A 23,964-nucleotide genomic window follows, 5' to 3' on the forward strand; every position below is an offset into this window, starting at 1 on the left:
ACTCCGCCGATGCCGCCTTTGCGGGCGGCGTGCCCACCCCCATCCATCAGGCCGCCCACCTGCGCGGTCGTGCGAAGGAAACTCCGTCCCGTGAATATCGTGACCCTCCTCCCGTTCATCGTGCTCATCGGGGCCATGTTCCTGATGACCCGGTCCGCCAAGAAGAAGCAGCAGGCGGCCGCGCAGATGCGCAACGAGATGCAGCCCGGCACCGGCATCCGCACGATCGGGGGCATGTACGCCACCGTCAAGGAGGTTCACGACGACGCGGTCCTCCTTGAGGTGGCTCCGGGCGTGCACGCGTTTTACGCGAAGAACGCCGTCGGCGCCGTCCTCGAGGACGACGAGTACAACCGCATCGTCCACGGCGAGGGCGCGAGCCTGAAGTCGAACACCCCCATCGTCCCGGACGACGCCTCCTCCCTGACCGAGACCGACGAGCCCGCCGACGCTTCCGACGACTCGCCCATCGACCTCGGCAAGAAGGACGCGGACACCGCTCCCGAGGCCGACGACGCCGAGCCGAAGAAGACCGACGGCGAGTCCGACGCGAAGTAGCCACCACCGGGGACCGTGGGGCGCGCCGCTCGCGCTGCCACGGCCCCCGCAGTGCGTGGGTCCAGCGACGGGTCTCGACACCATTTCATGGCCGCCCACCCGGGAACTCCCCGCTCAGTGACGGGGCAGCGCACCGGAGACCGGGCGGTTGGACAGGGAGAACGAGAAGGTGGCAGCACCTAAGAAGGGCCGAAGGCAGAGCGCCCCGGGCAAGCCGGGCCGCTCTTTGGTCTTCATCCTGATCGCCCTCGTGGCGCTCACGGGAGGGATGTTCCTCTCCGGGAACACGACGCCTCGCCTCGGCATCGACCTCGCCGGCGGCACGAGCATCACGCTCCAGGCGAAGGATGAGCCGGGCCAGAAGAAGAGCGCGATCAACCCGACCAACATGAACACCGCGGTCAGCATCATCAACAACCGCGTCAATGGTCTGGGTGTGTCCGAGGCCGAGGTGCAGACCCAGGGCGACGACAACATCATCGTCAACATCCCCAAGGGCACGAACGAGAAGCAGGCGCGCGAGCAGGTCGGCACGACCGCTCAGCTCTACTTCCGTCCGGTCCTGACGGTGGCCGCCGGCGAGCCCACCCCCGATCCGTCCGCCAGCTCCTCCTCCAAGGAGAAGGACAAGGACAAGGCGACCGACAAGGGCGAGGACAAGGCGACGCCCTCCTCGACTCCCACGGCGACGCCCAGCTCCCAGGGCCGTGCCGTCACCGACGGTCTGAAGGCCGACGCGACCCCGTCGCCCGGCGCCTCGGACAAGGACGGCAAGAAGGACGACGGCGACAAGGACAAGGCGTCTCCGACCCCGGACCCGGCCACCGCCGCCCTGCAGAAGAAGTTCACCGAGCTCGACTGCACGGACAAGGCGCAGCGCGGCAAGGTCGGCGACGGCGTCAAGCCCTCCGAGCAGACCATCGCCTGCGGCAAGAACAACGCCGGCCAGTGGGAGAAGTACGTCCTTGGCCCCGCCGAGCTGAACGGCAAGGACGTCGACGACGCCAAGGCGGCGATCAACCAGCAGAGCGGTGCCTGGGTCGTCAACATGGAGTTCACGGGCGGCGGCTCGAAGAAGTTCTCGAAGACCACCGGCAAGCTCTCGCAGCAGCAGCCTCCGATGAACCAGTTCGCCATCGTCCTGGACGGCGAGGTGGCCTCGGCCCCCAGCGTCAACCAGGCGCTGAGCTCGAACGCCGAGATCTCCGGCAGCTTCACCCAGGAGTCGGCGCAGGACCTCGCGAACATCCTGTCGTACGGCGCGCTGCCGCTGACCTTCCACGAGCAGAGCGTCACGACCGTCAGCCCGGCCCTCGGCGGCGAGCAGCTGCACGCCGGTCTGATCGCCGGCGCCATCGGTCTCGCGCTCGTCATCATCTACCTGGTCGTCTACTACCGGGGCCTCTCGCTGATCGCCATCGCGAGCCTCCTGGCTTCGGCGGCCCTGACGTACACCCTGATGACGCTGCTCGGCCCGGCCATCAGCTTCACCCTGAACCTGCCGGCCGTCTGTGGTGCGATCGTCGCGATCGGTATCACCGCCGACTCGTTCATCGTGTTCTTCGAACGCGTCAGGGACGAGGTCAGGGAGGGCCGCACGCTGCGGCCCGCCGTCGAGCGTGCCTGGCCGCGTGCCCGGCGCACCATCCTGGTCTCCGACTTCGTGTCGTTCCTCGCGGCCGCGGTGCTCTTCATCGTGACGGTCGGCAAGGTCCAGGGCTTCGCGTTCACGCTCGGCCTGACCACGCTGCTCGACGTCGTCGTGGTGTTCTTCTTCACCAAGCCGCTGATGACGATCATGGCGCGCAAGAAGTTCTTCGCGAACGGCCACAAGTGGTCCGGGCTCGACCCGAAGCGCCTCGGCGCCAAGCCGCCGCTGCGCCGTACCCGCCGCCCCGCCGCCACCGTCGACCCGAAGGAGGCGTGAGATGTCGAAGCTCGGCAATCTCGGCGCCAGGCTCTACCGCGGCGAGGTCGGCTACGACTTCGTCGGCAAGCGCAAGATCTGGTACGGCATCTCGATCCTGATCACCATCACGGCGATCGTCGGCCTCGCGGTGCGCGGCCTGAACATGGGCATCGAGTTCGAGGGCGGCGCCGTCTTCACGACGCCGAAGACCAGCGTCTCGGTCTCCCAGGCGGAGAAGTACGCGGAGGACGCGTCCGGCCACGACGCGGTCGTCCAGGAGCTGGGCTCCGGCGGTCTGCGCATCCAGGTCGCCGGTGTGGACACGGCCAAGTCCGACCAGATCAAGTCCGATCTGGCGAAGGACATGGACATCCCCGCCAACGACATCAACGCCGACCTCGTGGGCCCCAGCTGGGGTGAGCAGATCAGCCAGAAGGCCTGGACGGGCCTGATCATCTTCATGGTCCTCGTGGTGATCTATCTGGCGATCGCCTTCGAGTGGCGGATGGCGCTGGCCGCGCTGATCGCCCTGATCCACGACATCACGATCACCGTCGGTGTCTACGCCCTGGTCGGCTTCGAGGTCACCCAGGGCACGATCATCGGTCTGCTGACGATCCTCGGTTACTCGCTGTACGACACGGTCGTGGTCTTCGACAGCTTGAAGGAGCAGTCGAAGGACCTCACCAAGCAGACCAGGTGGACCTACAGCGAGGTCGCCAACCGCAGCATCAACAGCACCCTGGTGCGTTCGATCAACACCACGGTCGTCGCGCTGCTCCCGGTGGCTGGCCTGCTCTTCATCGGTGGCGGTTTCCTCGGCGCGGGCATGCTCAACGACATCTCGCTGTCGCTGTTCGTCGGCCTCGCGGCCGGTGCGTACTCGTCGATCTTCATCGCCACGCCGCTCGTCGCCGACCTCAAGGAGACCGAGCCGGCGATGAAGGCGCTCAAGAAGCGCGTCCTCGCCAAGCGTGCCGCCGCGGCGGCCAAGGGCGAGTCCGCCGAGAGCGCGGCGCCGGACGACGCCGAGCCGCAGGACGAGGTGCCGGAGGACGCCGCCCCCGCGGGCGTCGTCGGCCCGCGCACCCAGCCCGCGTCCCGCAACCGGGGCCGCGGCCGACCCTCGGGGAAGCGCCGATGACCGAGACCACGGCCACCACGGAGCTGCTGCTCAGCCGCATCCGGGACGTCGCGGACTACCCGGAGCCGGGCGTGATGTTCAAGGACATCACCCCGCTCCTGGCCGACCCGGTGGCGTTCGCCGCGCTGACCGACGCCTTCGCTGAGCTCGCGGCGCGCACCGGTGCCACGAAGATCGTCGGCCTGGAGGCGCGCGGCTTCATCCTGGGCGCCCCCGTCGCACTCCGCGCCGGGCTCGGCTTCATCCCCGTACGCAAGGCGGGCAAGCTCCCCGGAGCGACGCTCAGCCAGGCCTACGACCTGGAGTACGGCAGCGCCGAGATCGAGGTGCACGCCGAGGACCTGTCCGCCGACGACCGCGTCATGGTCATCGACGACGTCCTGGCGACCGGCGGCACCGCCGAGGCCTCGCTGCGGCTCATCCGCCGGGCCGGCGCGCAGGTCGCGGGCGTGGCCGTGCTCATGGAGCTCGGCTTCCTCGGCGGCCGCGCCAAGCTGGAGACCGCCCTGGAGGGCGCGCCTCTGGAGGCTCTCCTGACGGTCTGAGCACCACCGCGCACACCCCGAGGCGGGCCCGGAGGAATCCGGCGCCCGCCTCGGGTGTTTCCCTCGTAGAGGCCTCGGGTTCGCCGTGTGGAGAACCTCAGGTGTTTCTCCCGGCCCGACCCGTCTCACGGGCTGAGGGCGAGCCGAAGGTCCAGGATCGATACCATGGGCTCTTCGGGGCCTGACCGGGGGACCCGGATCGCGCACAGGGAGCGCTCTTGCCAGACGAGTCCAAGGCACTCACCGCCGCGAAGGCCGCAGAGCAGGCCGAGCGCGCGGCGGCGACCAATGCCGCGCCCGCGAAGAACGCGACGCCCGCCAAGGACGCGCGGAGCGCGCGCGGCGATGCGCCCGCGAAGCAGCCGGACAGCGCGGCCACCGGCCCCCGGCCCGCACCAAGCCCGCCCGGCGGCGGCGGCGCGCGCCGCGACAAGCCCGCCGAGCCCGCCGAGCCGCCACGCCCCGCGCCCCCCGCGGGCGGCACACCCCCGACGATCCGCCCGGCAGCGGCCAAGAACGAGCGCTCCGGCTCCTCCAACCGCGTCCGCGCCCGCCTGGCCAGGCTCGGCGTCCAGCGCTCGAACCCGTACAACCCGGTCCTGGAGCCGCTGCTGCGGATAGTGCGCAGCAACGACCCCAAGATCGAGACAGCCACGCTCCGCCAGATCGAGAAGGCCTACCAGGTCGCCGAGCGCTGGCACCGCGGCCAGAAGCGCAAGAGCGGCGACCCGTACATCACGCACCCGCTCGCCGTGACGACGATCCTCGCCGAGCTGGGCATGGATCCGGCCACCCTGATGGCGGGGCTGCTGCACGACACCGTCGAGGACACCGAGTACGGCCTCGACACCCTCAAGCGCGACTTCGGCGACCAGGTCGCGCTGCTCGTCGACGGCGTCACCAAGCTCGACAAGGTCAAGTTCGGCGAGGCCGCGCAGGCCGAGACCGTACGCAAGATGGTCGTCGCGATGGCCAAGGACCCCCGCGTCCTGGTCATCAAGCTCGCCGACCGCCTGCACAACATGCGCACGATGCGGTACCTCAAGCGCGAGAAGCAGGAGAAGAAGGCGCGCGAGACCCTGGAGATCTACGCGCCGCTCGCCCACCGCCTGGGCATGAACACCATCAAGTGGGAGCTGGAGGACCTCGCCTTCGCGATCCTCTACCCCAAGATGTACGACGAGATCGTGCGGCTCGTCGCCGAGCGGGCCCCCAAGCGCGACGAGTACCTCGCCATAGTGACCGACGAGGTCCAGGCCGACCTGCGCGCCGCCCGCATCAAGGCCACCGTCACCGGGCGCCCGAAGCACTACTACAGCGTCTACCAGAAGATGATCGTGCGAGGCCGTGACTTCGCCGAGATCTACGACCTGGTGGGTATCCGCGTCCTTGTCGACACGGTCCGCGACTGCTACGCCGCCCTCGGCACCGTGCACGCGCGATGGAACCCGGTCCCCGGCCGGTTCAAGGACTACATCGCGATGCCCAAGTTCAACATGTACCAGTCGCTGCACACGACGGTCATCGGCCCCAACGGCAAGCCCGTCGAGCTCCAGATCCGTACGTTCGACATGCACCGCCGCGCCGAGTACGGCATCGCCGCGCACTGGAAGTACAAGCAGGAGGCCGTCGCCGGAGCCTCCAAGGTGCGCACCGACGTACCGAAGAAGGCCGGCGGCAAGGACGACCACCTCAACGACATGGCGTGGCTGCGCCAGCTCCTGGACTGGCAGAAGGAGACCGAGGACCCCAGCGAGTTCCTGGAGTCGCTGCGCTTCGACCTCTCGCGCAACGAGGTCTTCGTCTTCACGCCGAAGGGCGACGTCATAGCGCTCCCGGCGGGCGCCACCCCCGTCGACTTCTCGTACGCCGTGCACACCGAGGTCGGCCACCGCACCATAGGGGCGCGGGTCAACGGACGGCTCGTGCCGCTCGAATCGACCCTGGACAACGGCGACTTGGTGGAGGTCTTCACCTCCAAGGCGGCCGGCGCGGGCCCGTCCCGCGACTGGCTCGGCTTCGTCAAGTCGCCGCGGGCGCGCAACAAGATCCGCGCGTGGTTCTCCAAGGAGCGCCGCGACGAGGCCATCGAGCAGGGCAAGGACGCCATCGCGCGCGCCATGCGCAAGCAGAACCTGCCGATCCAGCGGATCCTGACCGGCGACTCCCTGGTCACCCTCGCCCACGAGATGCGCTATCCCGACATCTCCTCGCTGTACGCGGCGATCGGCGAGGGACATGTCACCGCGCAGTCCGTCGTACAGAAGCTCGTCCAGGCGCTCGGCGGCGAGGAAGCCGCCAACGAGGACATCGCCGAGAGCGCGCCGCCCGCGCGCGGGCGCAGCAAGCGCCGCGCGAACGCCGATCCGGGCGTCGTGGTCAAGGGCGTCGAGGACGTCTGGGTCAAGCTGGCCCGCTGCTGTACGCCCGTCCCCGGCGACCCCATCATCGGCTTCGTCACGCGCGGCAGCGGCGTATCGGTTCACCGCAGCGACTGCGTGAATGTGGAGTCACTCTCGCGCGAGCCCGAGCGGATCCTGGAAGTCGAGTGGGCGCCCACCCAGTCGTCGGTCTTCCTGGTCGCCATCCAGGTCGAGGCGCTCGACCGGTCCCGGCTGCTCTCGGACGTCACGCGCATCCTCTCGGACCAGCACGTGAACATCCTGTCGGCGGCCGTGCAGACCTCCCGCGACCGGGTCGCCACGTCCCGCTTCACCTTCGAGATGGGCGACCCGAAGCACCTGGGGCACGTCCTCAAGGCGGTCAGGGGAGTCGAGGGCGTGTACGACGTGTACCGCGTGACGTCGGCGCGCAGGCCGTAAACCGGTCCGCTACGCAGAGGGGCTCCCGTACATCACGTACGGGAGCCCCTCTACGCAGCAAGCGGAAAACCGCTCGGCCGGCCTCAGCCGCCGAACTCGTGCAGGCCCTTCAGCGCCTGGTCCAGCAGCGCCTGGCGGCCGTCCAGCTCCTTCTGGAGCTTGTCCGCCTTGGCGTTGTTGCCCGCCGCGCGCGCCTTCTCGATCTGCTCGGCCAGCTTGTCCACCGCCGCCTGCAGCTGGCCGGTGAGACCCTCGGCACGCGCGCGTGCCTCCGGGTTCGTCCGCCGCCACTCGGCTTCCTCGGTGTCCTGGAGGGCCCGCTCCACGGCGTGCATCCGGCCCTCGACCTTCGGCCGCGCGTCGCGCGGGACGTGGCCGATGGCCTCCCACCGCTCGTTGATCGAACGGAAGGCGGCACGCGCCGACTTGAGGTCCTTCACCGGGACGAGCTTCTCGGCCTCCTCGGCCAGCTCCTCCTTCAGCTTCAGGTTCTCCGTCTGCTCGGCGTCCCGCTCCGCGAAGACCGCGCTGCGCGCCGCGAAGAACACGTCCTGGGCGCCGCGGAAGCGGTTCCACAGATCGTCCTCGTGCTCGCGCTGGGCGCGGCCCGCGGCCTTCCACTCGGTCATCAGGTCGCGGTAGCGCGCGGCCGTCGGACCCCAGTCGGTCGACCCGGAGAGCGCCTCGGCCTCGCCGACCAGTCGCTCCTTGGTCTTGCGGGCCTCCTCGCGCTGGGCGTCCAGCGAGGCGAAGTGGGCCTTGCGGCGCTTGGAGAACGCCGAGCGGGCATGCGAGAAGCGGTGCCACAGCTCGTCGTCCGACTTGCGGTCGAGCCGCGGCAGGCCCTTCCACGTGTCCACCAGGGCGCGCAGCCGCTCGCCCGCGGCCCGCCACTGCTCGCTCTGGGCGAGTTCCTCGGCCTCGGCGACCAGCGCCTCCTTGGCGTGCCGCGCCTCGTCCGACTGCTTGGCCTTCTGGACCTTGCGCTCCTCGCGGCGCGCCTCGACGGTCTCGACGAGCTTGTCGAGCCGCTTGCTCAGGGCGTCCAGATCGCCGACCGCGTGCGCCTCGTCCACCTGCTGGCGCAGATGGTCGACGGCGGTCATGGCGTCCTTGGCCGACAGGTCGGTCGTCTTCACCCGGCGCTCGAGAAGTCCGATCTCGACGACCAGACCGTCATACTTGCGCTCGAAGTAGGCAAGGGCCTCGTCGGGAGATCCAGCCTTCCACGAACCGACTTCACGCTCGCTGCCGTCGGCCTTGCGCACGTACACGGTCCCCGTCTCGTCGACGCGGCCCCACGGGTCGCTGCTCACAGCGCCTCCTCCACATGATGCCTGCGCAGGGCCTCGGGGCCCCCGGCATCGTCCACAGTTTCGTCACCGCCAACATAGGCGACCGGCGGGGCGGCTGTCCGCATCCCGCGCGACCGAAGTTTGCCCGCGGGCGGTCAGGATTTCGACACGGACGCCTTGTCGATGACGACCGTCGCGTTCGGGGCGCCGTCACCCTGCCCGCTGCTCTCGCCGGCATTGGCGATCTTCTTGAGCACCTTCATCCCGGAATCGGAAATGGTCCCGAACGGTGTGTAGTCGGGCGGGAGCTGACTGTCCTGGTAGACCAGGAAGAACTGGCTGCCCCCGGAGTTCCGGCCGGTCTTCTTCTCGGCGTTGTACTGATTGGCCATCGCCACCGTGCCCGCCGGATACACGTTCCCCTTCAGGCTCTTGTCCTTCAGGTTCTCGTCCGGGATCGAGTAGCCGGGACCCCCCTCGCCGGTGCCCTTCGGGTCGCCGCACTGCAGGACGTAGATGCCGCCCGTGGTGAGCCGGTGGCACGAAGTGTGGTCCAGGTAGCCCTTGTTCACCAGGAAGTCGAAGGAGTTGACCGTGTGCGGGGCCTTGGCCGCCGAGAGGTTCAGGTCGATGTCGCCGCACGTCGTGCCGAGCTTCATCGTGTAGTCCGCCGACTTGTCGATCGTCAGCTTCGGTTCCTTCTTGAAGCTGAGCGGCTTCACCTTGCCGCCCGCGGGCTTCTCGCACGGGTCCACCGGGGCGGTGGGCTTCGCGCCCGCCTCGTCCGACGGCTTTCCGTCGTCTTCGAAGGCGCCCGCCGCGTACGACACCGCGCCGCCGGCCACCACCACCGCGAGCGCCGATGCGATCACCGCGTTGCGCATTCGCGCCCTGCGCCGCGCGGTCTCCCGCCGCTGCTGCTGCCGCAAGAACTTCTCCCGGGCGAGCTGACGCCGCCGCTGATCGCTGCTGACCACCGGGTTCTCTCTCCTCTGCGTGGGTGAGCGCGGGTGACCGCTCCGTGTGCCCCGTACCGTATATGGGTTACCTGTGGAATCGGCAGCGCCGGTAGGCTCTGACCCGCCGCGATCTGCGCGGTCATCCCCGCCGGACGACGAACGAAGGACGATCGTGCTCATTGCCGGGTTCCCCGCCGGGGCCTGGGGCACCAACTGCTACTTGGTCGCCCCCGCCGCAGGCGAGGAGTGCGTGATCATCGACCCGGGCCACCAGGCCGCCCAGGGAGTCGAGGACGCACTCGCGAAGCATCGGCTCAAGCCCGTCGCGGTCATCCTCACCCATGGCCACATCGACCATGTCGCCTCGGTCGTCCCGGTCTGCGGGGCGCACGACGTGCCCGCGTGGATCCACCCCGAGGACCGCTACATGATGAGCGACCCGGAGAAGGCCCTCGGCCGGTCCTTCGGGGCGCAGCTGATGGGCGAGCTGACCGTGGGGGAGCCCTCCGACGTGCAGGAGCTGACCGACGGCGCCGAGCTGAAGCTGGCCGGTCTCGACTTCTCCGTCGCGCACGCGCCGGGCCATACGAAGGGGTCGGTGACCTTCCGGCTCCCCGAGTCCGCCGAGGTCCCCTCGGTGTTCTTCTCGGGCGACCTGCTCTTCGCCGGCTCCATCGGACGCACCGACCTGCCCGGCGGATCGCACGCCGACATACTCGAGTCGCTGGCGCGTGTGTGCCTGCCGCTCGACGACTCGACCGTGGTCCTGCCCGGCCACAACGAGCACACGACCATTGGCCGTGAGCGCGCCACCAACCCGTATCTGCGCCAGGTGGCCGCCGGCCTGGGAGCCGACGAGGCTCCCCGACGAGGAATGTGACGAGAGAACTCCCGTGAGCACCTTCAAGGCCCCCAAGGGCACCTACGACCTGCTTCCGCCGGACTCCGCGAAGTACCTCGCGGTCCGCGAGGCGATCGCCGCGCCGCTGCGGAACTCCGGGTACGGCTATGTGGAGACGCCCGGCTTCGAGAACGTCGAGTTGTTCTCGCGCGGTGTCGGCGAGTCCACCGACATCGTCTCCAAGGAGATGTACGCCTTCGAGACGAAGGGCGGCGACCAGCTGGCGCTGCGCCCCGAAGGCACCGCGTCCGTGCTGCGCGCGGCCCTGGAGGCCAACCTGCACAAGGCGGGCAACCTCCCGGTCAAGCTCTGGTACTCGGGCTCGTACTACCGCTACGAGCGCCCCCAGAAGGGCCGCTACAGGCACTTCTCGCAGGTCGGCGCCGAGGCGATCGGCGCCGAGGACCCGGCGCTCGACGCCGAGCTGATCATCCTGGCCGACCAGGCGTACCGCGCGCTCGGCCTGCAGCAGTTCCGCATCCTGCTGAACTCGCTCGGCGACAAGGAGTGCCGCCCCGTCTACCGCGCCGCGCTGCAGGACTTCCTGCGCCGGCTCGACCTGGACGAGGAGACACGTCGACGTATCGACATCAACCCGCTGCGCGTCCTGGACGACAAGCGCGACGACGTCCAGAAGCAGCTGGTCGGCGCCCCGATGCTGCGCGACTACCTGTGCGACGCGTGCAAGGCGTACCACGAGCAGGTGCGGGAGCTGCTGACCGCGGAGGGCGTCGCCTACGAGGACGACCCGAAGCTGGTCCGCGGCCTGGACTACTACACGCGCACGACCTTCGAGTTCGTCCACGACGGCCTCGGCTCGCAGTCCGCGGTGGGCGGCGGCGGCCGCTACGACGGCCTGTCCGAGATGATCGGCGGTCCCTCGCTGCCGTCCGTCGGCTGGGCGCTCGGCGTGGACCGCACGGTGCTCGCCCTGGAGGCGGAGGGCGTCGAGCTCGAACTGCCCTCGGCGACCAGCGTGTTCGCGGTGCCGCTGGGCGACGAGGCGCGCCGGGTGCTCTTCTCCAAGGTGACGGAGCTGCGTCGGGCGGGCGTCGCGGCGGACTTCTCGTACGGCGGGAAGGGCCTGAAGGGAGCCATGAAGAACGCGAACCGCAGTGGCGCGCGGTTCACGGTCGTGGCCGGCGAGCGCGACCTCGCCGAGGGCGTCGTCCAGCTGAAGGACATGGAGTCCGGCGAGCAGACCGCCGTCGCGGTGGACGAGCTGGTGGGAGAGCTGAAGGCACGACTGGGCTGAGGCGAAGCGCGCGGCGGGCCTCTTCGAACGCCTGGGGGCCCGCCCGCGTACCTCCTTATGCCCATCTTCCTTATGTCCATCGAACGGTGGACAGCCGGTCGAGTGCGGCACAATGTGCGTGCCCGCAGGCCACTCACGAGCGACGGAACGGCGTGATGAGCAAAACGATGTCAGCGAAGGACGATGCCGTGGACGGGACGGAGCCGAAGGACGCTCCGGGTGCCGTCGGCGGGAGCCGTGCGCTAGCCCTGCTCCTGGTGATCACGGGTGCGGCCGGCCTGCTCGCCTCCTGGGTGATCACCATCGACAAGTTCGAGCTCCTGAAGGACCCGAACTTCACGCCGGGCTGCAGCATCAACCCCATCGTCGCCTGCGGCAGCATCATGAAGAGCGAGCAGGCCGAGGCCTTCGGGTTCCCCAACCCGATGCTGGGCCTCGTCACCTACGCCGTCGTGATCTGCGTCGGCATGAGCCTGCTCGCCCGCGCCCGCTTCCCGCGCTGGTACTGGCTGACCCTCAACACGGGCATGCTCTTCGGCGTCGGATTCTGCACGTGGCTGATGATCCAGTCGCTGTACCACATCAACGCGCTCTGCCTGTGGTGCTGCCTGGCCTGGGTCGCCACGCTCCTGATGTTCTGGTACGTCACGTCGTTCAACGTCCGCAGCGGTTTCCTGCCCGCGCCGCGCCCCGTGAAGAGCTTCCTGGAGGACTTCACCTGGGCCCTGCCGGTCATGCACACCGGCGTCATCGCCATGCTGATCCTCACGCGATGGGGCGCGGACCTCTGGGCCTGATTCCGGGGCCCGGAAGGATTGTCAGTGGGGTGACATAGGGTTCTGGACGTGGAGCCCGACCTGTTCACCGCAGCCGCCGAGGACCGCCAGGAGAAGGACCCGTCCGCAAGTCCCCTGGCCGTCCGGATGCGCCCGCGCACCCTCGAGGAAGTCGTCGGCCAGCAGCACCTCCTGAAGCCGGGCTCGCCCCTGCGCAGGCTGGTGGGCGAGGGCGGCGGCGGACCGGCAGGACCCTCGTCCGTCTTCCTCTGGGGCCCGCCCGGCATCGGCAAGACGACTCTCGCGTACGTGGTCTCGAAGGCGACGAACAAGCGCTTCGTGGAGCTCTCCGCGATCACCGCCGGCGTCAAGGAGGTCCGCGCGGTCATCGACGGCGCGCGCCGCGCGATGGGCGGCCACGGCAAGGAGACCGTCCTCTTCCTCGACGAGATCCACCGCTTCAGCAAGGCCCAGCAGGACTCGCTCCTTCCGGCCGTCGAGAACCGCTGGGTGACGCTGATCGCGGCGACCACCGAGAACCCGTACTTCTCGATCATCTCCCCGCTCCTGTCCCGCTCCCTGCTCCTGACCCTCGAACCGCTCACGGACGACGACCTGCGCGGACTCCTGCGGCGCGCCCTCGAAGAGGAGCGGGGCCTGGGCGGCGCGGTCACGCTGCCCGACGAGGCGGAGGAGCACCTCCTGCGCATCGCGGGCGGCGACGCCCGGCGCGCGCTCACAGCCCTGGAGGCGGGCGCCGGTTCGGCCCTCGCCAAGGGCGAGAAGGAGATCACCCTCCAGACCCTGGAGGAGTCCGTCGACCGGGCGGCCGTGAAGTACGACCGGGACGGCGACCAGCACTACGACGTGGCGAGCGCCCTGATCAAGTCCATCCGCGGCTCGGACGTGGACGCGGCGCTGCACTATCTGGCCCGCATGATCGAGGCGGGTGAGGACCCCCGCTTCATCGCCCGCCGCCTGATGATCTCCGCGAGCGAGGACATCGGCCTCGCCGACCCGACGGCCCTGCCCACGGCCGTCGCCGCCGCCCAGGCCGTCGCCATGATCGGCTTCCCGGAGGCCGCGCTCACCCTCAGCCACGCGACGATCGCCCTCGCGCTCGCCCCGAAGTCGAACGCGGCGACGATCGCGATCCAGCAGGCCCAGGCCGACGTCCGCGGCGGCCTCGCCGGACCCGTCCCGCCCCACCTGCGCGACGGCCACTACAAGGGAGCGGCCAAGCTCGGCCACGCCCAGGGCTATGTGTACCCGCACGACGTGCCGGGCGGCATCGCGGCCCAGCAGTACGCGCCGGACACCATCGAGGGCAAGCGCTACTACCAACCCACGAGGTACGGCGCGGAGGCGAGGTACGCCGACGTGGTCGAGCGGGTCCGCGCCCGCCTCAAGGGCGAGCAGCCCGAGGGCTAGCGGCCGGCGGCCCCCAGCGGCCCTGCGGCTGAGGCACCCCCGCCCACCCGGTACACTTGCCCGCAGTGCTGCGTCCCGTGTCCGGTTTCGTACCGGCACCACCAGAACGGGACATCCAGCCGGAACCCCACGCCGCGAGGCAGCGGGGATCCAGGAGCGTCGCGCACCGTCGAAGGTGTCGCGGGCAGCCCACCACCATCTCGTACGTCGAGAACCGGTCGGTGGGCCACTCGCGTGCTGCACGTATGTGCCCAGACCAGGGAGCGGCTGCCCGCCGGGTCCAGAACCACCGGATCCGATGGGTTTCCCAGGCTGCGGATTGCGACCTCCCTTAACCCTGGTGAAGCCGTATTCACAGAGAACAGAGAGGTTGGTTCATGCCGAACCAGTCCCGCCCCAAGGTCAAGAAGTCGCGTGCCCTCGGCATCGCGCTGACCCCGAAGGCCGTCAAGTACTTCGAGGCCCGTCCCTACCCGCCGGGCGAGCACGGCCGTGGGCGCAAGCAGAACTCGGACTACAAGGTCCGTCTGCTCGAGAAGCAGCGTCTGCGCGCGCAGTACGACATCAGCGAGAAGCAGATGGCCCGTGCCTACGACCGCGCCAAGAAGGCCGAAGGCAAGACCGGTGAGGCCCTGGTCATCGAGCTGGAGCGTCGTCTCGACGCCCTGGTTCTGCGTTCGGGCATCGCCCGCACGATCTACCAGGCCCGCCAGATGGTCAGCCACGGCCACATCGAGGTCAACGGCGGCAAGGTCGACAAGCCGTCGTTCCGCGTCCGTCCCGACGACGTCGTGATGGTCCGCGAGCGCAGCCGCGAGAAGCCGCTGTTCCAGGTCGCGCGTGAGGGTGGCTTCGCCCCCGACGGTGAGACCCCGCGTTACCTCCAGGTCAACCTGAAGGCCCTGGCCTTCCGCCTGGACCGTGACCCGAACCGCAAGGAGATCCCCGTGATCTGCGACGAGCAGCTCGTCGTCGAGTACTACGCCCGCTGACCCGGACGTAGCTCTCCCTGCTTCAGCCCGTCGCCCGGCCGCCCCTCGTGGGCGGGCAGGCGGCGGGTTTTCGCGTGCTCGGGGCCGGTGCCGAGCGCCCGGGCCACCGCCGCGTCGGGGCTGAGCCGGGTGCCGGCCTCCCGGCACTCCTCGAAACGCGCGTCGCCCAGCAGCTCCCTGGCCTGCGACTCGCACAGCGCGTGCGGTCCGCCGAAGTAGTCGGAGCCGAACAGCGCGAGGCCCACCGACGGCCAGATGCGCGACGCGGCCCCCTGCAGCACCGCCGCCTCGGCGGGATCGCCCTCCGCCACCGTGAACAGCGCGAGCAGCTCGATCGCGAGCACCGTGCCGAGCAGATCGTTGAAGGCGTGGTCCAGGGCCAGACACCGCTCCACCAGGTCACGGGCGGTCGCCGCCTCGCCGCGCGTCCAGGCCGCGAAACCGAGCACGTACAGGGCGTACGCGAGAGTCCAGCGCTCCCCGTGGTCCTCGCAGACCCGGCGCACGTCCTCGCACAGCTCGACCGCGCCGCCGAGATCACCCCGGAAGGCCAGCGCCATCGCCAGCTCGACCTGGCCCATCAGTACGTTGCTGTTCAGCTCGCCGATCTCGCGGTACTGGTCGAGGGCCGAGCGCAGCAGGGCCTCGGCCCGCGGCATGTCGTCGTCGATCAGCGCCAGACAGCCGATGCGATGGACGGCGTACGCGGCCGCGACGGCGCTGCCGGTCCGTTCCGCCTCGTCCCTGCACTCCTGCAGCGCGGCGAGCGCGGCGACCTTGTCGCCCTGCAGCACCGCGACATAGCCGAGCACCCACAGCGCCTTCAGCCGCGAGTCGTCATGGCCGCCGTCCAGCTCCAGCGCCCGGTCCAGCCAGTGCCTGCCCTCGGCCAGGCGTCCGCAGCCGACCCAGTAGAACCACAGGCTGCCCGCCAGGTACTGGCCCAGATGCGTCTCGTCCGGCTCGGTCAGGCAGTACTCCAACGCGCCCCGCAGATTGGGCAGTTCGGCGTCCACGAGCGCGGCGACCCGCGCCTGCCGGGGCGAGAACCAGTCCAGCTCGCACCAGGTGGCGAGCCCCATGTACCAGTCGCGGTGCCGGCGCCGCATCCGGGCGGCGTCCCCCGTCGCCTCCAGCCAGTCCGCGCCGTACGCGCGCACCGTGTCGAGCATGCGGTGGCGCAGGCCCGTCGGACCCTCCTCGCGGGTGACCACCGACTGCGCGAGCAGTTCACCGAGTACGTCGAGGATGTCCTCGGAGCGCAGCCCGTCCCCGCTGCAGATGTACTCGGCCGCCTCCAGGTCGAAGGGGCCGCAGAACACCGAGAGCCGCGCCCACAGCAGCCGCTCCTGCGCGGTGCACAGCTCATGGCTCCAGCCGATCGCCGTACGCAGCGTCTGGTGCCGCGGCGGCGCGTCCCGCCGGCCGCCCGTCAGCAGGCCGAAGCGGTCGTCGAGCCGGTCGAGCAGCTGAGCGGGGGAGAGCGACCGCAGCCGCCCCGCGGCCAGCTCGACGGCCAGCGGGATGCCGTCGAGGCGGCGGCACACCTCGGCCACCTCGGCGTCGTTCTCCTCGTCAAGAGCGAAGCCGGGCAGACCCGCCGCCGCCCGGTCCGCGAAGAGCGCGGCGGCGTCCTCGGCGGGCAGCGGCGCCAGCGGGAAGATCCGCTCGCCGCTCGTCTCCAGCGGCCGGCGTCCCACCGCGAGGACCCGCAGGCCGGGGGAGCGCACCAGGAGCTCCCGCACCAGCGAGGCGCAGGCGTCCACCAGATGCTCGTACCCGTCCAGGACCAGCAGGACCTCCCGCCCGGCGAGATGGTCGACGAGCACCTGGCGCGGCGCCCGGTGCGTGTGGTCCGTGAGCCGCAGCGCGTCCGCGACCGCGTGCTCCACGAGATCCGGGTCGCGCACCGCGGCGAGCTCCACCAGCCAGGCGCCGTCACGCGGGGCTTGGCCGGCGGCGGCCCGCAAGGCGAGCCGGGACTTGCCGACACCGCCGACGCCGGTCACCGTGACCAGCCGTCCGGCCGTCAACGCCGAGGCGAGATCCGTGAGTTCGGCCGACCGCCCGACGAAGGCATTGAGCTCGAGGGGGAGGTTGCCGGTGCCGACCGGAGGGGCTGGGGAATCGGTTCGGCCGTCGCCCGGGCGCTGATCGCGTCGCATGAGATACGGAGCGTACTCATCCGTACGCGGTCGGTACAATCAGTGCGGGCAACTCCCTTGGCCGTACGCGGTAATGCGGTGCGGAGCCGTCGCCCCGGCGCGATAGGGTCGGGGGACGACTTTTCGATGTTCAGGGCCGATGTTCAGGGAGCGGTGCACAGTGTCCGGTGGAGAGGTGGCCGGGATTCTCGTGGCCGTCTTCTGGGCGATCCTGGTCTCCTTCCTGGCCGTGGTGCTGGTGAGGCTGGCGCAGACGCTCAGGGCGACCACCAAGCTCGTCGCGGAAGTGACCGAGCAGGCCGTCCCGCTCCTCGCGGACGCCTCCACCGCGGTGCGCTCCGCGCAGACCCAGATCGACCGGGTCGACGCCATCGCCTCCGACGTCCAGGAAGTCACGTCGAACGCCTCCGCGCTCTCCACCACGGTGGCCTCCACCTTCGGCGGCCCGCTCGTCAAGGTCGCGGCGTTCGGCTACGGAGTGCGCCGGGCCCTGGGCCGCAAGGCCGGCCCGGAAGCAGACAATGTGCCCCCGGCACCCGCCCGACGTACCGTGATCGTGGGGCGCACGATCCCCTCCGCGCGGCGGCGGGGCAAGCGGAAGAAGGACTGACGCAGCGATGTTCCGCCGTACGTTCTGGTTCACCGCGGGCGCCGCTGCCGGTGTGTGGGCCACCACCAAGGTCAACCGCAAGCTCAGGCAGCTGACCCCCGAGAGCCTTGCCGCGCAGGCGGCGAACAAGGCCATCGAGGCCGGGCACCGCCTCAAGGACTTCGCCCTCGACGTCCGGGACGGCATGGTCGAGCGCGAGTCCGAACTCGGCGAGGTGCTGGGCCTGAACCACCACCCCGACGCCGAACTGCCCGCGCAGCGGCGCTTCGCGGTCATCGAGAATTACAGCGACAAGAAGTACACGAAGTCCGGCAAGGACATCGCGAACACCGAGAACACGAAGTTCTCGTACAACCGGAATGAGGACCACTGATGGAGTCGGCTGAAATTCGTCGCCGCTGGCTGAGCTTCTTCGAGGAGCGCGGGCACACCGTCGTCCCTTCGGCGTCGCTCATCGCGGACGACCCGACTCTGCTCCTCGTCCCGGCCGGCATGGTGCCCTTCAAGCCCTACTTCCTGGGTGAGGTCAAGCCGCAGTTCTCGCGCGCCACGAGCGTGCAGAAGTGCGTGCGCACGCCGGACATCGAAGAGGTCGGCAAGACCACCCGGCACGGCACGTTCTTCCAGATGTGCGGCAACTTCTCCTTCGGCGACTACTTCAAGGAAGGCGCCATCAAGTACGCCTGGGAGCTGCTCACCAGCTCCGTGGCGGACGGCGGCTACGGCCTCGACCCCGAGCGCCTCTGGGTGACGGTCTACCTGGACGACGACGAGGCCGAGACGATCTGGCGCGAGAAGGTCGGCGTCCCCGCCGAGCGCATCCAGCGCCTGGGCAAGAAGGACAACTACTGGTCCATGGGCGTCCCCGGACCCTGTGGCCCCTGCTCCGAGATCAACTACGACCGCGGCCCCGAGTTCGGCGTCGAGGGCGGCCCGGCCGTCAACGACGAGCGCTACGTGGAGATCTGGAACCTGGTCTTCATGCAGTACGAGCGCGGCGAGGGCACCTCGAAGGAGGACTTCGAGATCCTCGGCGAGCTGCCCAGCAAGAACATCGACACCGGCCTCGGCCTCGAACGTCTCGCCATGATCCTGCAGGACGTGCGGAACATGTACGAGACCGACACCCTCCGCGTCGTCATGGACAAGGCCACCGAGCTGACCGGCGTCCGCTACGGCGCCGACCAGGGCTCGGACGTCTCCCTGCGCGTCGTCGCCGACCACATGCGTACGTCGGTGATGCTCATCGGAGACGGTGTGACGCCCGGCAACGAGGGCCGCGGCTATGTGCTGCGCCGCATCATGCGCCGCGCCATCCGCAACATGCGACTGATGGGCGCCACCGGGACGGTCGTCAAGGACCTGATCGACGTCGTGATCGACACGATGGGCCAGCAGTACCCGGAGCTCATCACCGACCGCAAGCGCATCGAGACCGTCGCCCTCGCCGAAGAGGCCGCCTTCCTGAAGGCCCTCAAGGGCGGCACGAACATCCTCGACACCGCCGTCACCGAGACCAAGGCCGCCGGCGGCAAGGTCCTCTCCGGCGACAAGGCGTTCCTGCTGCACGACACGTGGGGCTTCCCGATCGACCTCACCCTGGAGATGGCCGCCGAGCAGGGCCTCTCCGTCGACGAGGCCGGCTTCCGGCGCCTGATGAAGGAGCAGCGGGACCGGGCCAAGGCCGACGCCATGGCCAAGAAGACCGGCCACGCCGACCTCGGCGCCTACCGCGAGATCGCCGACGCCTCCGGGGCCACGGACTTCACCGGCTACACCCTCACCGAGAACGAGGCCGTGATCGTGGGCCTCCTGGTCGACGGCGTCTCGTCCCCGGCCGCCCGCGAGGGCGACGAGGTCGAGGTCGTCCTCGACCGCACCCCGTTCTACGCCGAGGGCGGCGGCCAGATCGCCGACTCCGGCCGCATCCGCCTCGACAGCGGCGCGGTCGTCGAGATCCGCGACGTCCAGAAGCCGGTGCCCGGCGTGCACGTCCACAAGGGCGTCGTCCAGGTCGGCGAGGTCACCGTCGGCGACCAGGTGTGGGCCTCCATCGACGTGCACCGCCGCAACGCCATCGCCCGCGCCCACTCCGCCACGCACCTCACGCACCAGGCGCTGCGCGACGCGCTCGGCCCCACGGCCGCCCAGGCCGGTTCGGAGAACCAGCCCGGCCGTTTCCGCTTCGACTTCGGCTCCCCGTCCGCCGTACCCACGGTGGTCATGCGGGATGTCGAGCAGAAGATCAACGAAGTGCTCTCGCGTGAACTCGCCGTGCAGGCCGAGGTCATGTCGATCGACGACGCCAAGAAGCAGGGCGCCATCGCCGAGTTCGGCGAGAAGTACGGCGAGCGCGTGCGCGTCGTCACCATCGGCGACTTCTCCAAGGAGCTGTGCGGCGGTACGCACGTCCACAACACCGCCCAGCTGGGTCTGGTGAAGCTGCTCGGCGAATCGTCCATCGGCTCCGGCGTGCGCCGCATCGAGGCCCTGGTCGGCGTCGACGCGTACAACTTCCTCGCCAAGGAGCACACGGTCGTCGCCCAGCTCCAGGAGCTGATCAAGGGCCGTTCCGAGGAGCTGCCCGAGAAGGTCTCCGCGATGCTCGGCAAGCTGAAGGACGCCGAGAAGGAGATCGAGAAGTTCCGCGCGGAGAAGGTCCTCGCGGCCGCCGCCGGTCTTGTCGACTCGGCCAAGGACATCCGCGGTGTCGCCCTGGTCACCGGCCAGGTCCCGGACGGCACGGGCGCCGACGACCTGCGCAAGCTGGTCCTCGACGTACGCGGCCGCATCCCCGGCGACCGTCCGGCTGTCGTTGCCCTCTTCACCACGGCCAACGGCCGCCCGCTGACGGTCATCGCCACCAACGAGGCGGCCCGCGAGCGCGGCCTCAAGGCCGGCGACCTGGTCCGTACGGCGGCCAAGACCCTCGGCGGCGGTGGCGGCGGCAAGCCGGACGTCGCCCAGGGCGGCGGCCAGAACCCGGCCGCCATCGGCGACGCCATGGCCGCCGTCGAGCGCCTCGTCACCGAGACGGCCTGATGTCCGAGTCTGCTGGGTCTTCCGGGTCCTCTGGATCCTCTGGCGGCATGAGAAGGGGCCGGCGTCTGGCCATCGACGTCGGTGACGCCCGTATCGGGGTCGCCTCGTGCGACCCCGACGGGATCCTCGCCACCCCGGTGGAGACGGTGCCGGGACGCGACGTCCCGGCCGCCCAGCGCCGGTTGAAGCAGCTCGTCGACGAGTACGAGCCGATCGAGATCGTCGTCGGCCTCCCTCGCTCCCTCAAGGGGGGCGAGGGCCCGGCGGCCGTCAAGGTGCGCGCCTTCACCCAGGAGTTCGCCCGCATGGTGGCACCCGTACCGGTGCGACTGGTGGACGAGAGGATGACCACAGTGACGGCCAGTCAGGGGCTGCGCGCCTCGGGCGTGAAGTCCAAAAAGGGCAGGTCTGTCATCGATCAGGCGGCCGCCGTCATCATCTTGCAGCAGGCCCTGGAGTCCGAACGGGCGTCAGGTAAAGCTCCGGGCGAGGGCGTCGAAGTGGTCATCTGATCGCGATACGGTAACGTTCCGCGCGATGCGGCGGCGTTCGAACAGCTGCCGCACAGCATCAAGAGGCGGAACGGTTGCCCGACGACTCAGACGGCGGCCCCGCCTCGCGGCATGTAGGGGATCGATGACTGAGTATGGCCGGGGCCCAGGCTCCGAACCGTGGCATCCCGAGGACCCGTTGTACGGGGACGGCGGATGGGGAGGACAGCAGCCCGCGGGCGGCCCGTCCACCTACGGCGGCCAGGGGCAGTACCACCCGCAGCAGCCGCATCACCCCCAGCAGGGCCAGTACGACGACTGGAGCACGGGGCAGCAGCAGGCCTACGGCCAACAGCAGTACGACACGTCCGGCGGCCAACAGCAGTACGACACGTCAGGCGCCCAGCAGCAGTACAACGGCGGCTGGGACACCGGCCAGCAGGGTCAGGTCCCCTACGGCGGCGACCCGGTCGACCCTTATGGCGGCCAGCCGGGCGGCTACACCGGGGAGAGCGCCGACTACTACGGCACCCCCGACGCCTACCCGCCGCCGGAGCCGCCGCACCGCCGCCGCCCCGCCCCCGAGCCGGAGCCGGACTGGGATCCGGGCCCCGATCAGGGCGAGCACGCGTTCTTCGCGGACGGCGCCGACGATGAAGACGACGAGTACGACGACGAGCCGGGCCGCAAGGGCGGTCGCGGGGACCGTCGCGGTGGCCGGGGCGGCAAGAAGCCGAAGAAGCGCCGCAGCGGCTGCGCCTGCCTGGTCGTGACGCTGGTGTTCGCCGGCGGTCTGGGCGGCGTCGGCTATTTCGGCTACCAGTTCTACCAGGACCGTTTCGGTACGTCGCCGGATTACGCGGGCGAGGGAACCGGCACGGCCACGGTCGACATTCCCAAGGGTTCCGGCGGATATGTGATCGGCCAGAAGCTGAAGGACGCGGGGGTCGTCAAGAGCGTGGACGCGTTCGTGTCCGCGCAGGCGCAGAATCCCAAGGGCGAGTCGATTCAGGCCGGCGTCTATGTCCTGAAGAAGGAAATGTCGGCGAAGAGTGCCGTCGAATTGATGCTGAGCCCCAAGAGCCGGAACAACCTCATTATTCCTGAGGGCAGGCGGAATGCTTGGGTCTACAAGCAGATCGATACCCGGCTGGATCTTGACAAGGGTACGACTGCGGACATCGCCAAGAAGGAATGGAAGAGTCTCGGACTTCCGGACTGGGCGAACACGGGCAAGGACATCAAGGACCCGCTCGAAGGCTTCCTGTATCCGTCGAGCTATCCGGTCGCCAAGGGCCAGAAGCCCGAGGACGTACTCAAGAAGATGGTCGCCCAAGCCAGCGAGAAGTACGACGAGTTGGGCCTCAAGTCGAAGGCCGACGCGCTGCAGTTGAAGGACCCGCTGCAGGTCCTCACGGTGGCGAGCCTCGTGCAGGCCGAGGGCATGACGCACGACGACTTCAAGAAGATGGCGGCGGTCGTCTACAACCGCCTCAAGGTGTCGAACACGGTCACCAACCAGAAGCTTGAATTCGACTCGACGTACAACTACCTCAAGGGCCAGAGCGAGATCAATATCCCGATCTCGAAGATCCGGAGCGATCCTGACCCGTACAACACCTACTACCACAAGGGCCTTCCGCCGGGGCCGATCGGCAACCCGGGCGATGATGCGCTGAAGGCCACCGTGGATCCGGACGGCGGCGGCTGGATGTTCTTCATCTCCGTCGACGGAAAGAAGACCCAGTTCACCAAGACGCTGTCCGAGCACGAGAAGCTGGTCGCGGAATTCAATGAACGGCAGAAGAATGGCGACTGAACACGGCGGCAGCCGCCGCGCCGCAGTTCTGGGCTCCCCGATCGCCCACTCCCTCTCCCCGGTGCTGCACCGCGCCGCATATGGGGAGCTGGGGCTTGTCGACTGGGCGTACGACCTGTTCGACGTCGACGAGGCCGCTCTGCCCGGCTTCGTCGAGGGGCTCGGTCCCGAGTGGGCCGGGCTCTCGCTGACCATGCCGCTCAAGCGCGCGGTGATCCCGCTGCTCGACGAGGTCAGCGAGACCGCCGCCTCCGTGGAGGCCGTCAACACCGTCGTCTTCAAGGAGGACGGCCGCCGCGTCGGCGACAACACCGACATCCCCGGCATCGTCGCCGCCCTGCGCGAACGCGGCATCGAGGAGGTCGAGACGGCCGCGATCCTCGGTGCCGGCGCCACCGCCTCGTCCGCGCTCGCCGCGCTCGCGCGGATCTGCACCGGCGAGGTCGTCGCCTACGTACGCAGTGAGGCCCGCGCCGCGGAGATGCGGCAGTGGGGCGAGCGCCTCGACGTGGAGGTGCGTACGGCGGACTGGGCGGACGCCGAGCAGGCGCTGACCGCGCCGCTGGTGATCGCCACGACCCCGGCGGGCACCACGGACGCGCTGTCGGGCGCCGTGCCCGAGCGTCCCGCGACCCTCTTCGACGTGCTGTACGACCCATGGCCCACCGCGCTCGCGGCCCGCTGGTCGGCGTACGGCGGGGCGGTCGTCAGCGGCCTCGACCTGCTCGTGCACCAGGCGGTGCTGCAGGTCGAGCAGATGACGGGGTGCGCTCCCGCGCCGCTCGACGTCATGCGCAAGGCGGGGGAGCAGGCGCTCGGCGGACGAGCGGGATGACGCTGGCTTCGGGTGGCCGGGCCGACCTCGTGTTCGAGCTGCTGGTCCGGCTCCTGCTGCTCCGGTTCCTGCCGTTCTGGCTGCAGTTGACGATCTACGGCCTTGTGCCGGCCGCCGTCGTCACCGTGTGGGTCGTCAAGCGATCGAGGTCCCGTGCCGCGCGCCGGGAGCTGGTCGCGGAGCCCCAGACCTGACATATGCCGTCCGCGTTATGGACCGGGGGCCGGGTCAACCGCTCCGGCGTGGGAGGATCGGGTGTGGCGGGCCAGGGCCGCGCACCCGGTCGCGCCACGCAGTTCCAGGCGCGAGCATGAGGAGCACCGTTGAGCAGGTTGCGTTGGCTGACCGCGGGCGAGTCCCACGGACCCGCACTTGTGGCGACGCTGGAGGGTCTTCCCGCCGGCGTGCCGATCAC

General features: G+C 69.8%; 21 protein-coding genes. 18 read left to right on the forward strand and 3 right to left on the reverse strand.

All coding sequences use genetic code 11. From position 1 onward, the window contains the following. The first annotated feature begins 90 nt into the window (after positions 1-90). From yajC to ACIBKX_RS28010, 5 genes are all read left to right on the forward strand, one after another. Positions 91-558 (forward strand): preprotein translocase subunit YajC, encoded by a 468-nt coding sequence (yajC, locus tag ACIBKX_RS27990; protein ID WP_363277187.1) that lies wholly within the window; start codon positions 91-93, stop codon positions 556-558. Between the two features lie 169 nt (positions 559-727). Further along, positions 728-2,485: a protein translocase subunit SecD gene (gene secD / locus ACIBKX_RS27995; protein ID WP_363277186.1), complete on the forward strand. Its 1,758-nt coding sequence runs from the start codon at positions 728-730 to the stop codon at positions 2,483-2,485. A 1-nt stretch (position 2,486) separates the two neighbouring features. Then, positions 2,487-3,611: a protein translocase subunit SecF gene (secF, locus tag ACIBKX_RS28000; RefSeq protein WP_363277185.1), complete on the forward strand. Its 1,125-nt coding sequence runs from the start codon at positions 2,487-2,489 to the stop codon at positions 3,609-3,611. Continuing rightward, the gene (locus ACIBKX_RS28005; protein ID WP_363277184.1) at positions 3,608-4,156 is read left to right on the forward strand and encodes an adenine phosphoribosyltransferase; all 549 of its coding nucleotides are present in this window, start codon (positions 3,608-3,610) and stop codon (positions 4,154-4,156) included. Before secF ends, ACIBKX_RS28005 begins: the two co-directional genes overlap by 4 nt. A 218-nt stretch (positions 4,157-4,374) precedes the next feature. Beyond that, the gene (locus ACIBKX_RS28010) at positions 4,375-6,978 is read left to right on the forward strand and encodes a bifunctional (p)ppGpp synthetase/guanosine-3',5'-bis(diphosphate) 3'-pyrophosphohydrolase (protein WP_363277183.1); all 2,604 of its coding nucleotides are present in this window, start codon (positions 4,375-4,377) and stop codon (positions 6,976-6,978) included. 83 nt (positions 6,979-7,061) lie between these two features. Here ACIBKX_RS28010 and ACIBKX_RS28015 read toward each other — a convergent pair whose 3' ends face one another. Both ACIBKX_RS28015 and ACIBKX_RS28020 read right to left on the reverse strand, forming a co-directional pair. Beyond that, positions 7,062-8,294 (reverse strand): DUF349 domain-containing protein, encoded by a 1,233-nt coding sequence (locus ACIBKX_RS28015; protein WP_363277181.1) that lies wholly within the window; start codon positions 8,292-8,294, stop codon positions 7,062-7,064. Between the two features lie 134 nt (positions 8,295-8,428). Further along, positions 8,429-9,250 carry a peptidylprolyl isomerase gene (locus tag ACIBKX_RS28020; RefSeq protein ID WP_363277179.1) on the reverse strand — a complete coding sequence of 274 codons (822 nt, stop codon included), beginning with the start codon at positions 9,248-9,250 and terminating at the stop codon, positions 8,429-8,431. Positions 9,251-9,404: 154 nt separating this feature from the next. Between ACIBKX_RS28020 and ACIBKX_RS28025 the strand changes: the two genes are divergently transcribed. From ACIBKX_RS28025 to rpsD, 5 genes are all read left to right on the forward strand, one after another. After that, positions 9,405-10,112 (forward strand): MBL fold metallo-hydrolase, encoded by a 708-nt coding sequence (locus ACIBKX_RS28025; protein WP_363277178.1) that lies wholly within the window; start codon positions 9,405-9,407, stop codon positions 10,110-10,112. Positions 10,113-10,125: 13 nt separating this feature from the next. Beyond that, on the forward strand, positions 10,126-11,388 hold the full coding sequence (gene hisS, locus ACIBKX_RS28030; protein WP_363277177.1) for a histidine--tRNA ligase: 1,263 nt from the start codon (positions 10,126-10,128) through the stop codon (positions 11,386-11,388). 155 nt (positions 11,389-11,543) lie between these two features. Beyond that, positions 11,544-12,185, forward strand: coding sequence for a vitamin K epoxide reductase family protein (locus ACIBKX_RS28035; RefSeq protein WP_363277175.1), 642 nt, complete (start codon positions 11,544-11,546; stop codon positions 12,183-12,185). A 48-nt stretch (positions 12,186-12,233) separates the two neighbouring features. Continuing rightward, complete coding sequence (locus ACIBKX_RS28040; protein ID WP_363277174.1) at positions 12,234-13,595, forward strand: replication-associated recombination protein A; 1,362 nt, start codon at positions 12,234-12,236, stop codon at positions 13,593-13,595. Positions 13,596-13,972: 377 nt separating this feature from the next. Further along, a complete protein-coding gene (rpsD, locus tag ACIBKX_RS28045; RefSeq protein WP_363277173.1) occupies positions 13,973-14,587 on the forward strand; it encodes a 30S ribosomal protein S4 in 615 nt (204 codons plus the stop codon). Here the strand turns inward: rpsD and ACIBKX_RS28050 are convergent. Further along, a complete protein-coding gene (locus ACIBKX_RS28050; protein ID WP_363277171.1) occupies positions 14,575-16,752 on the reverse strand; it encodes a regulator in 2,178 nt (725 codons plus the stop codon). The two genes, rpsD and ACIBKX_RS28050, sit on opposite strands and share 13 nt — an antisense overlap. A 160-nt stretch (positions 16,753-16,912) precedes the next feature. On the opposite strand from ACIBKX_RS28050, the gene ACIBKX_RS28055 reads away from it, so the two are divergent. The 8 genes from ACIBKX_RS28055 to ACIBKX_RS28090 form a co-directional block, all read left to right on the forward strand. Continuing rightward, positions 16,913-17,362 carry a DUF948 domain-containing protein gene (locus ACIBKX_RS28055; protein ID WP_363277170.1) on the forward strand — a complete coding sequence of 150 codons (450 nt, stop codon included), beginning with the start codon at positions 16,913-16,915 and terminating at the stop codon, positions 17,360-17,362. Positions 17,363-17,369: 7 nt separating this feature from the next. Continuing rightward, the gene (locus ACIBKX_RS28060) at positions 17,370-17,735 is read left to right on the forward strand and encodes a DUF6167 family protein (RefSeq protein ID WP_363277169.1); all 366 of its coding nucleotides are present in this window, start codon (positions 17,370-17,372) and stop codon (positions 17,733-17,735) included. Further along, complete coding sequence (alaS, locus tag ACIBKX_RS28065; protein ID WP_363277167.1) at positions 17,735-20,404, forward strand: alanine--tRNA ligase; 2,670 nt, start codon at positions 17,735-17,737, stop codon at positions 20,402-20,404. The genes ACIBKX_RS28060 and alaS overlap by 1 nt, the downstream gene beginning before the upstream one ends. A 47-nt stretch (positions 20,405-20,451) precedes the next feature. After that, the gene (gene ruvX / locus ACIBKX_RS28070) at positions 20,452-20,916 is read left to right on the forward strand and encodes a Holliday junction resolvase RuvX (RefSeq protein WP_363277166.1); all 465 of its coding nucleotides are present in this window, start codon (positions 20,452-20,454) and stop codon (positions 20,914-20,916) included. 124 nt (positions 20,917-21,040) lie between these two features. Beyond that, positions 21,041-22,714, forward strand: a complete 1,674-nt coding sequence (mltG, locus tag ACIBKX_RS28075; RefSeq protein WP_363277165.1) for an endolytic transglycosylase MltG — start codon at positions 21,041-21,043, stop codon at positions 22,712-22,714. Beyond that, positions 22,704-23,549, forward strand: a complete 846-nt coding sequence (locus ACIBKX_RS28080) for a shikimate dehydrogenase (RefSeq protein ID WP_363277164.1) — start codon at positions 22,704-22,706, stop codon at positions 23,547-23,549. The genes mltG and ACIBKX_RS28080 overlap by 11 nt, the downstream gene beginning before the upstream one ends. Then, positions 23,546-23,743, forward strand: coding sequence for a hypothetical protein (locus ACIBKX_RS28085; RefSeq protein WP_363277163.1), 198 nt, complete (start codon positions 23,546-23,548; stop codon positions 23,741-23,743). Before ACIBKX_RS28080 ends, ACIBKX_RS28085 begins: the two co-directional genes overlap by 4 nt. A gap of 129 nt (positions 23,744-23,872) precedes the next feature. After that, positions 23,873-23,964 (forward strand): chorismate synthase (locus ACIBKX_RS28090; RefSeq protein ID WP_351336173.1); only part of this gene is annotated, 92 nt, incomplete at its 3' end.

Origin of the sequence: Streptomyces sp. NPDC050658 (genome assembly GCF_044457025.1) — a bacterium.
Classification (GTDB): domain Bacteria; phylum Actinomycetota; class Actinomycetes; order Streptomycetales; family Streptomycetaceae; genus Streptomyces.

What these genes read in the sequence shown, in the direction of transcription:
- secF (WP_363277185.1), top strand. Translation starts at nt 2,487, where the DNA reads ATGTCGAAGCTCGGCAATCTCGGCGCCAGGCTCTACCGCGGCGAGGTC.
- ACIBKX_RS28005 (WP_363277184.1), top strand. Translation starts at nt 3,608, where the DNA reads ATGACCGAGACCACGGCCACCACGGAGCTGCTGCTCAGCCGCATCCGG.
- ACIBKX_RS28035 (WP_363277175.1), top strand. Translation starts at nt 11,544, where the DNA reads ATGAGCAAAACGATGTCAGCGAAGGACGATGCCGTGGACGGGACGGAG.
- rpsD (WP_363277173.1), top strand. Translation starts at nt 13,973, where the DNA reads ATGCCGAACCAGTCCCGCCCCAAGGTCAAGAAGTCGCGTGCCCTCGGC.
- ACIBKX_RS28050 (WP_363277171.1), bottom strand. Translation starts at nt 16,752, where the DNA reads ATGCGACGCGATCAGCGCCCGGGCGACGGCCGAACCGATTCCCCAGCC.
- ACIBKX_RS28060 (WP_363277169.1), top strand. Translation starts at nt 17,370, where the DNA reads ATGTTCCGCCGTACGTTCTGGTTCACCGCGGGCGCCGCTGCCGGTGTG.
- alaS (WP_363277167.1), top strand. Translation starts at nt 17,735, where the DNA reads ATGGAGTCGGCTGAAATTCGTCGCCGCTGGCTGAGCTTCTTCGAGGAG.
- ruvX (WP_363277166.1), top strand. Translation starts at nt 20,452, where the DNA reads ATGAGAAGGGGCCGGCGTCTGGCCATCGACGTCGGTGACGCCCGTATC.
- mltG (WP_363277165.1), top strand. Translation starts at nt 21,041, where the DNA reads ATGACTGAGTATGGCCGGGGCCCAGGCTCCGAACCGTGGCATCCCGAG.
- ACIBKX_RS28080 (WP_363277164.1), top strand. Translation starts at nt 22,704, where the DNA reads ATGGCGACTGAACACGGCGGCAGCCGCCGCGCCGCAGTTCTGGGCTCC.
- ACIBKX_RS28085 (WP_363277163.1), top strand. Translation starts at nt 23,546, where the DNA reads ATGACGCTGGCTTCGGGTGGCCGGGCCGACCTCGTGTTCGAGCTGCTG.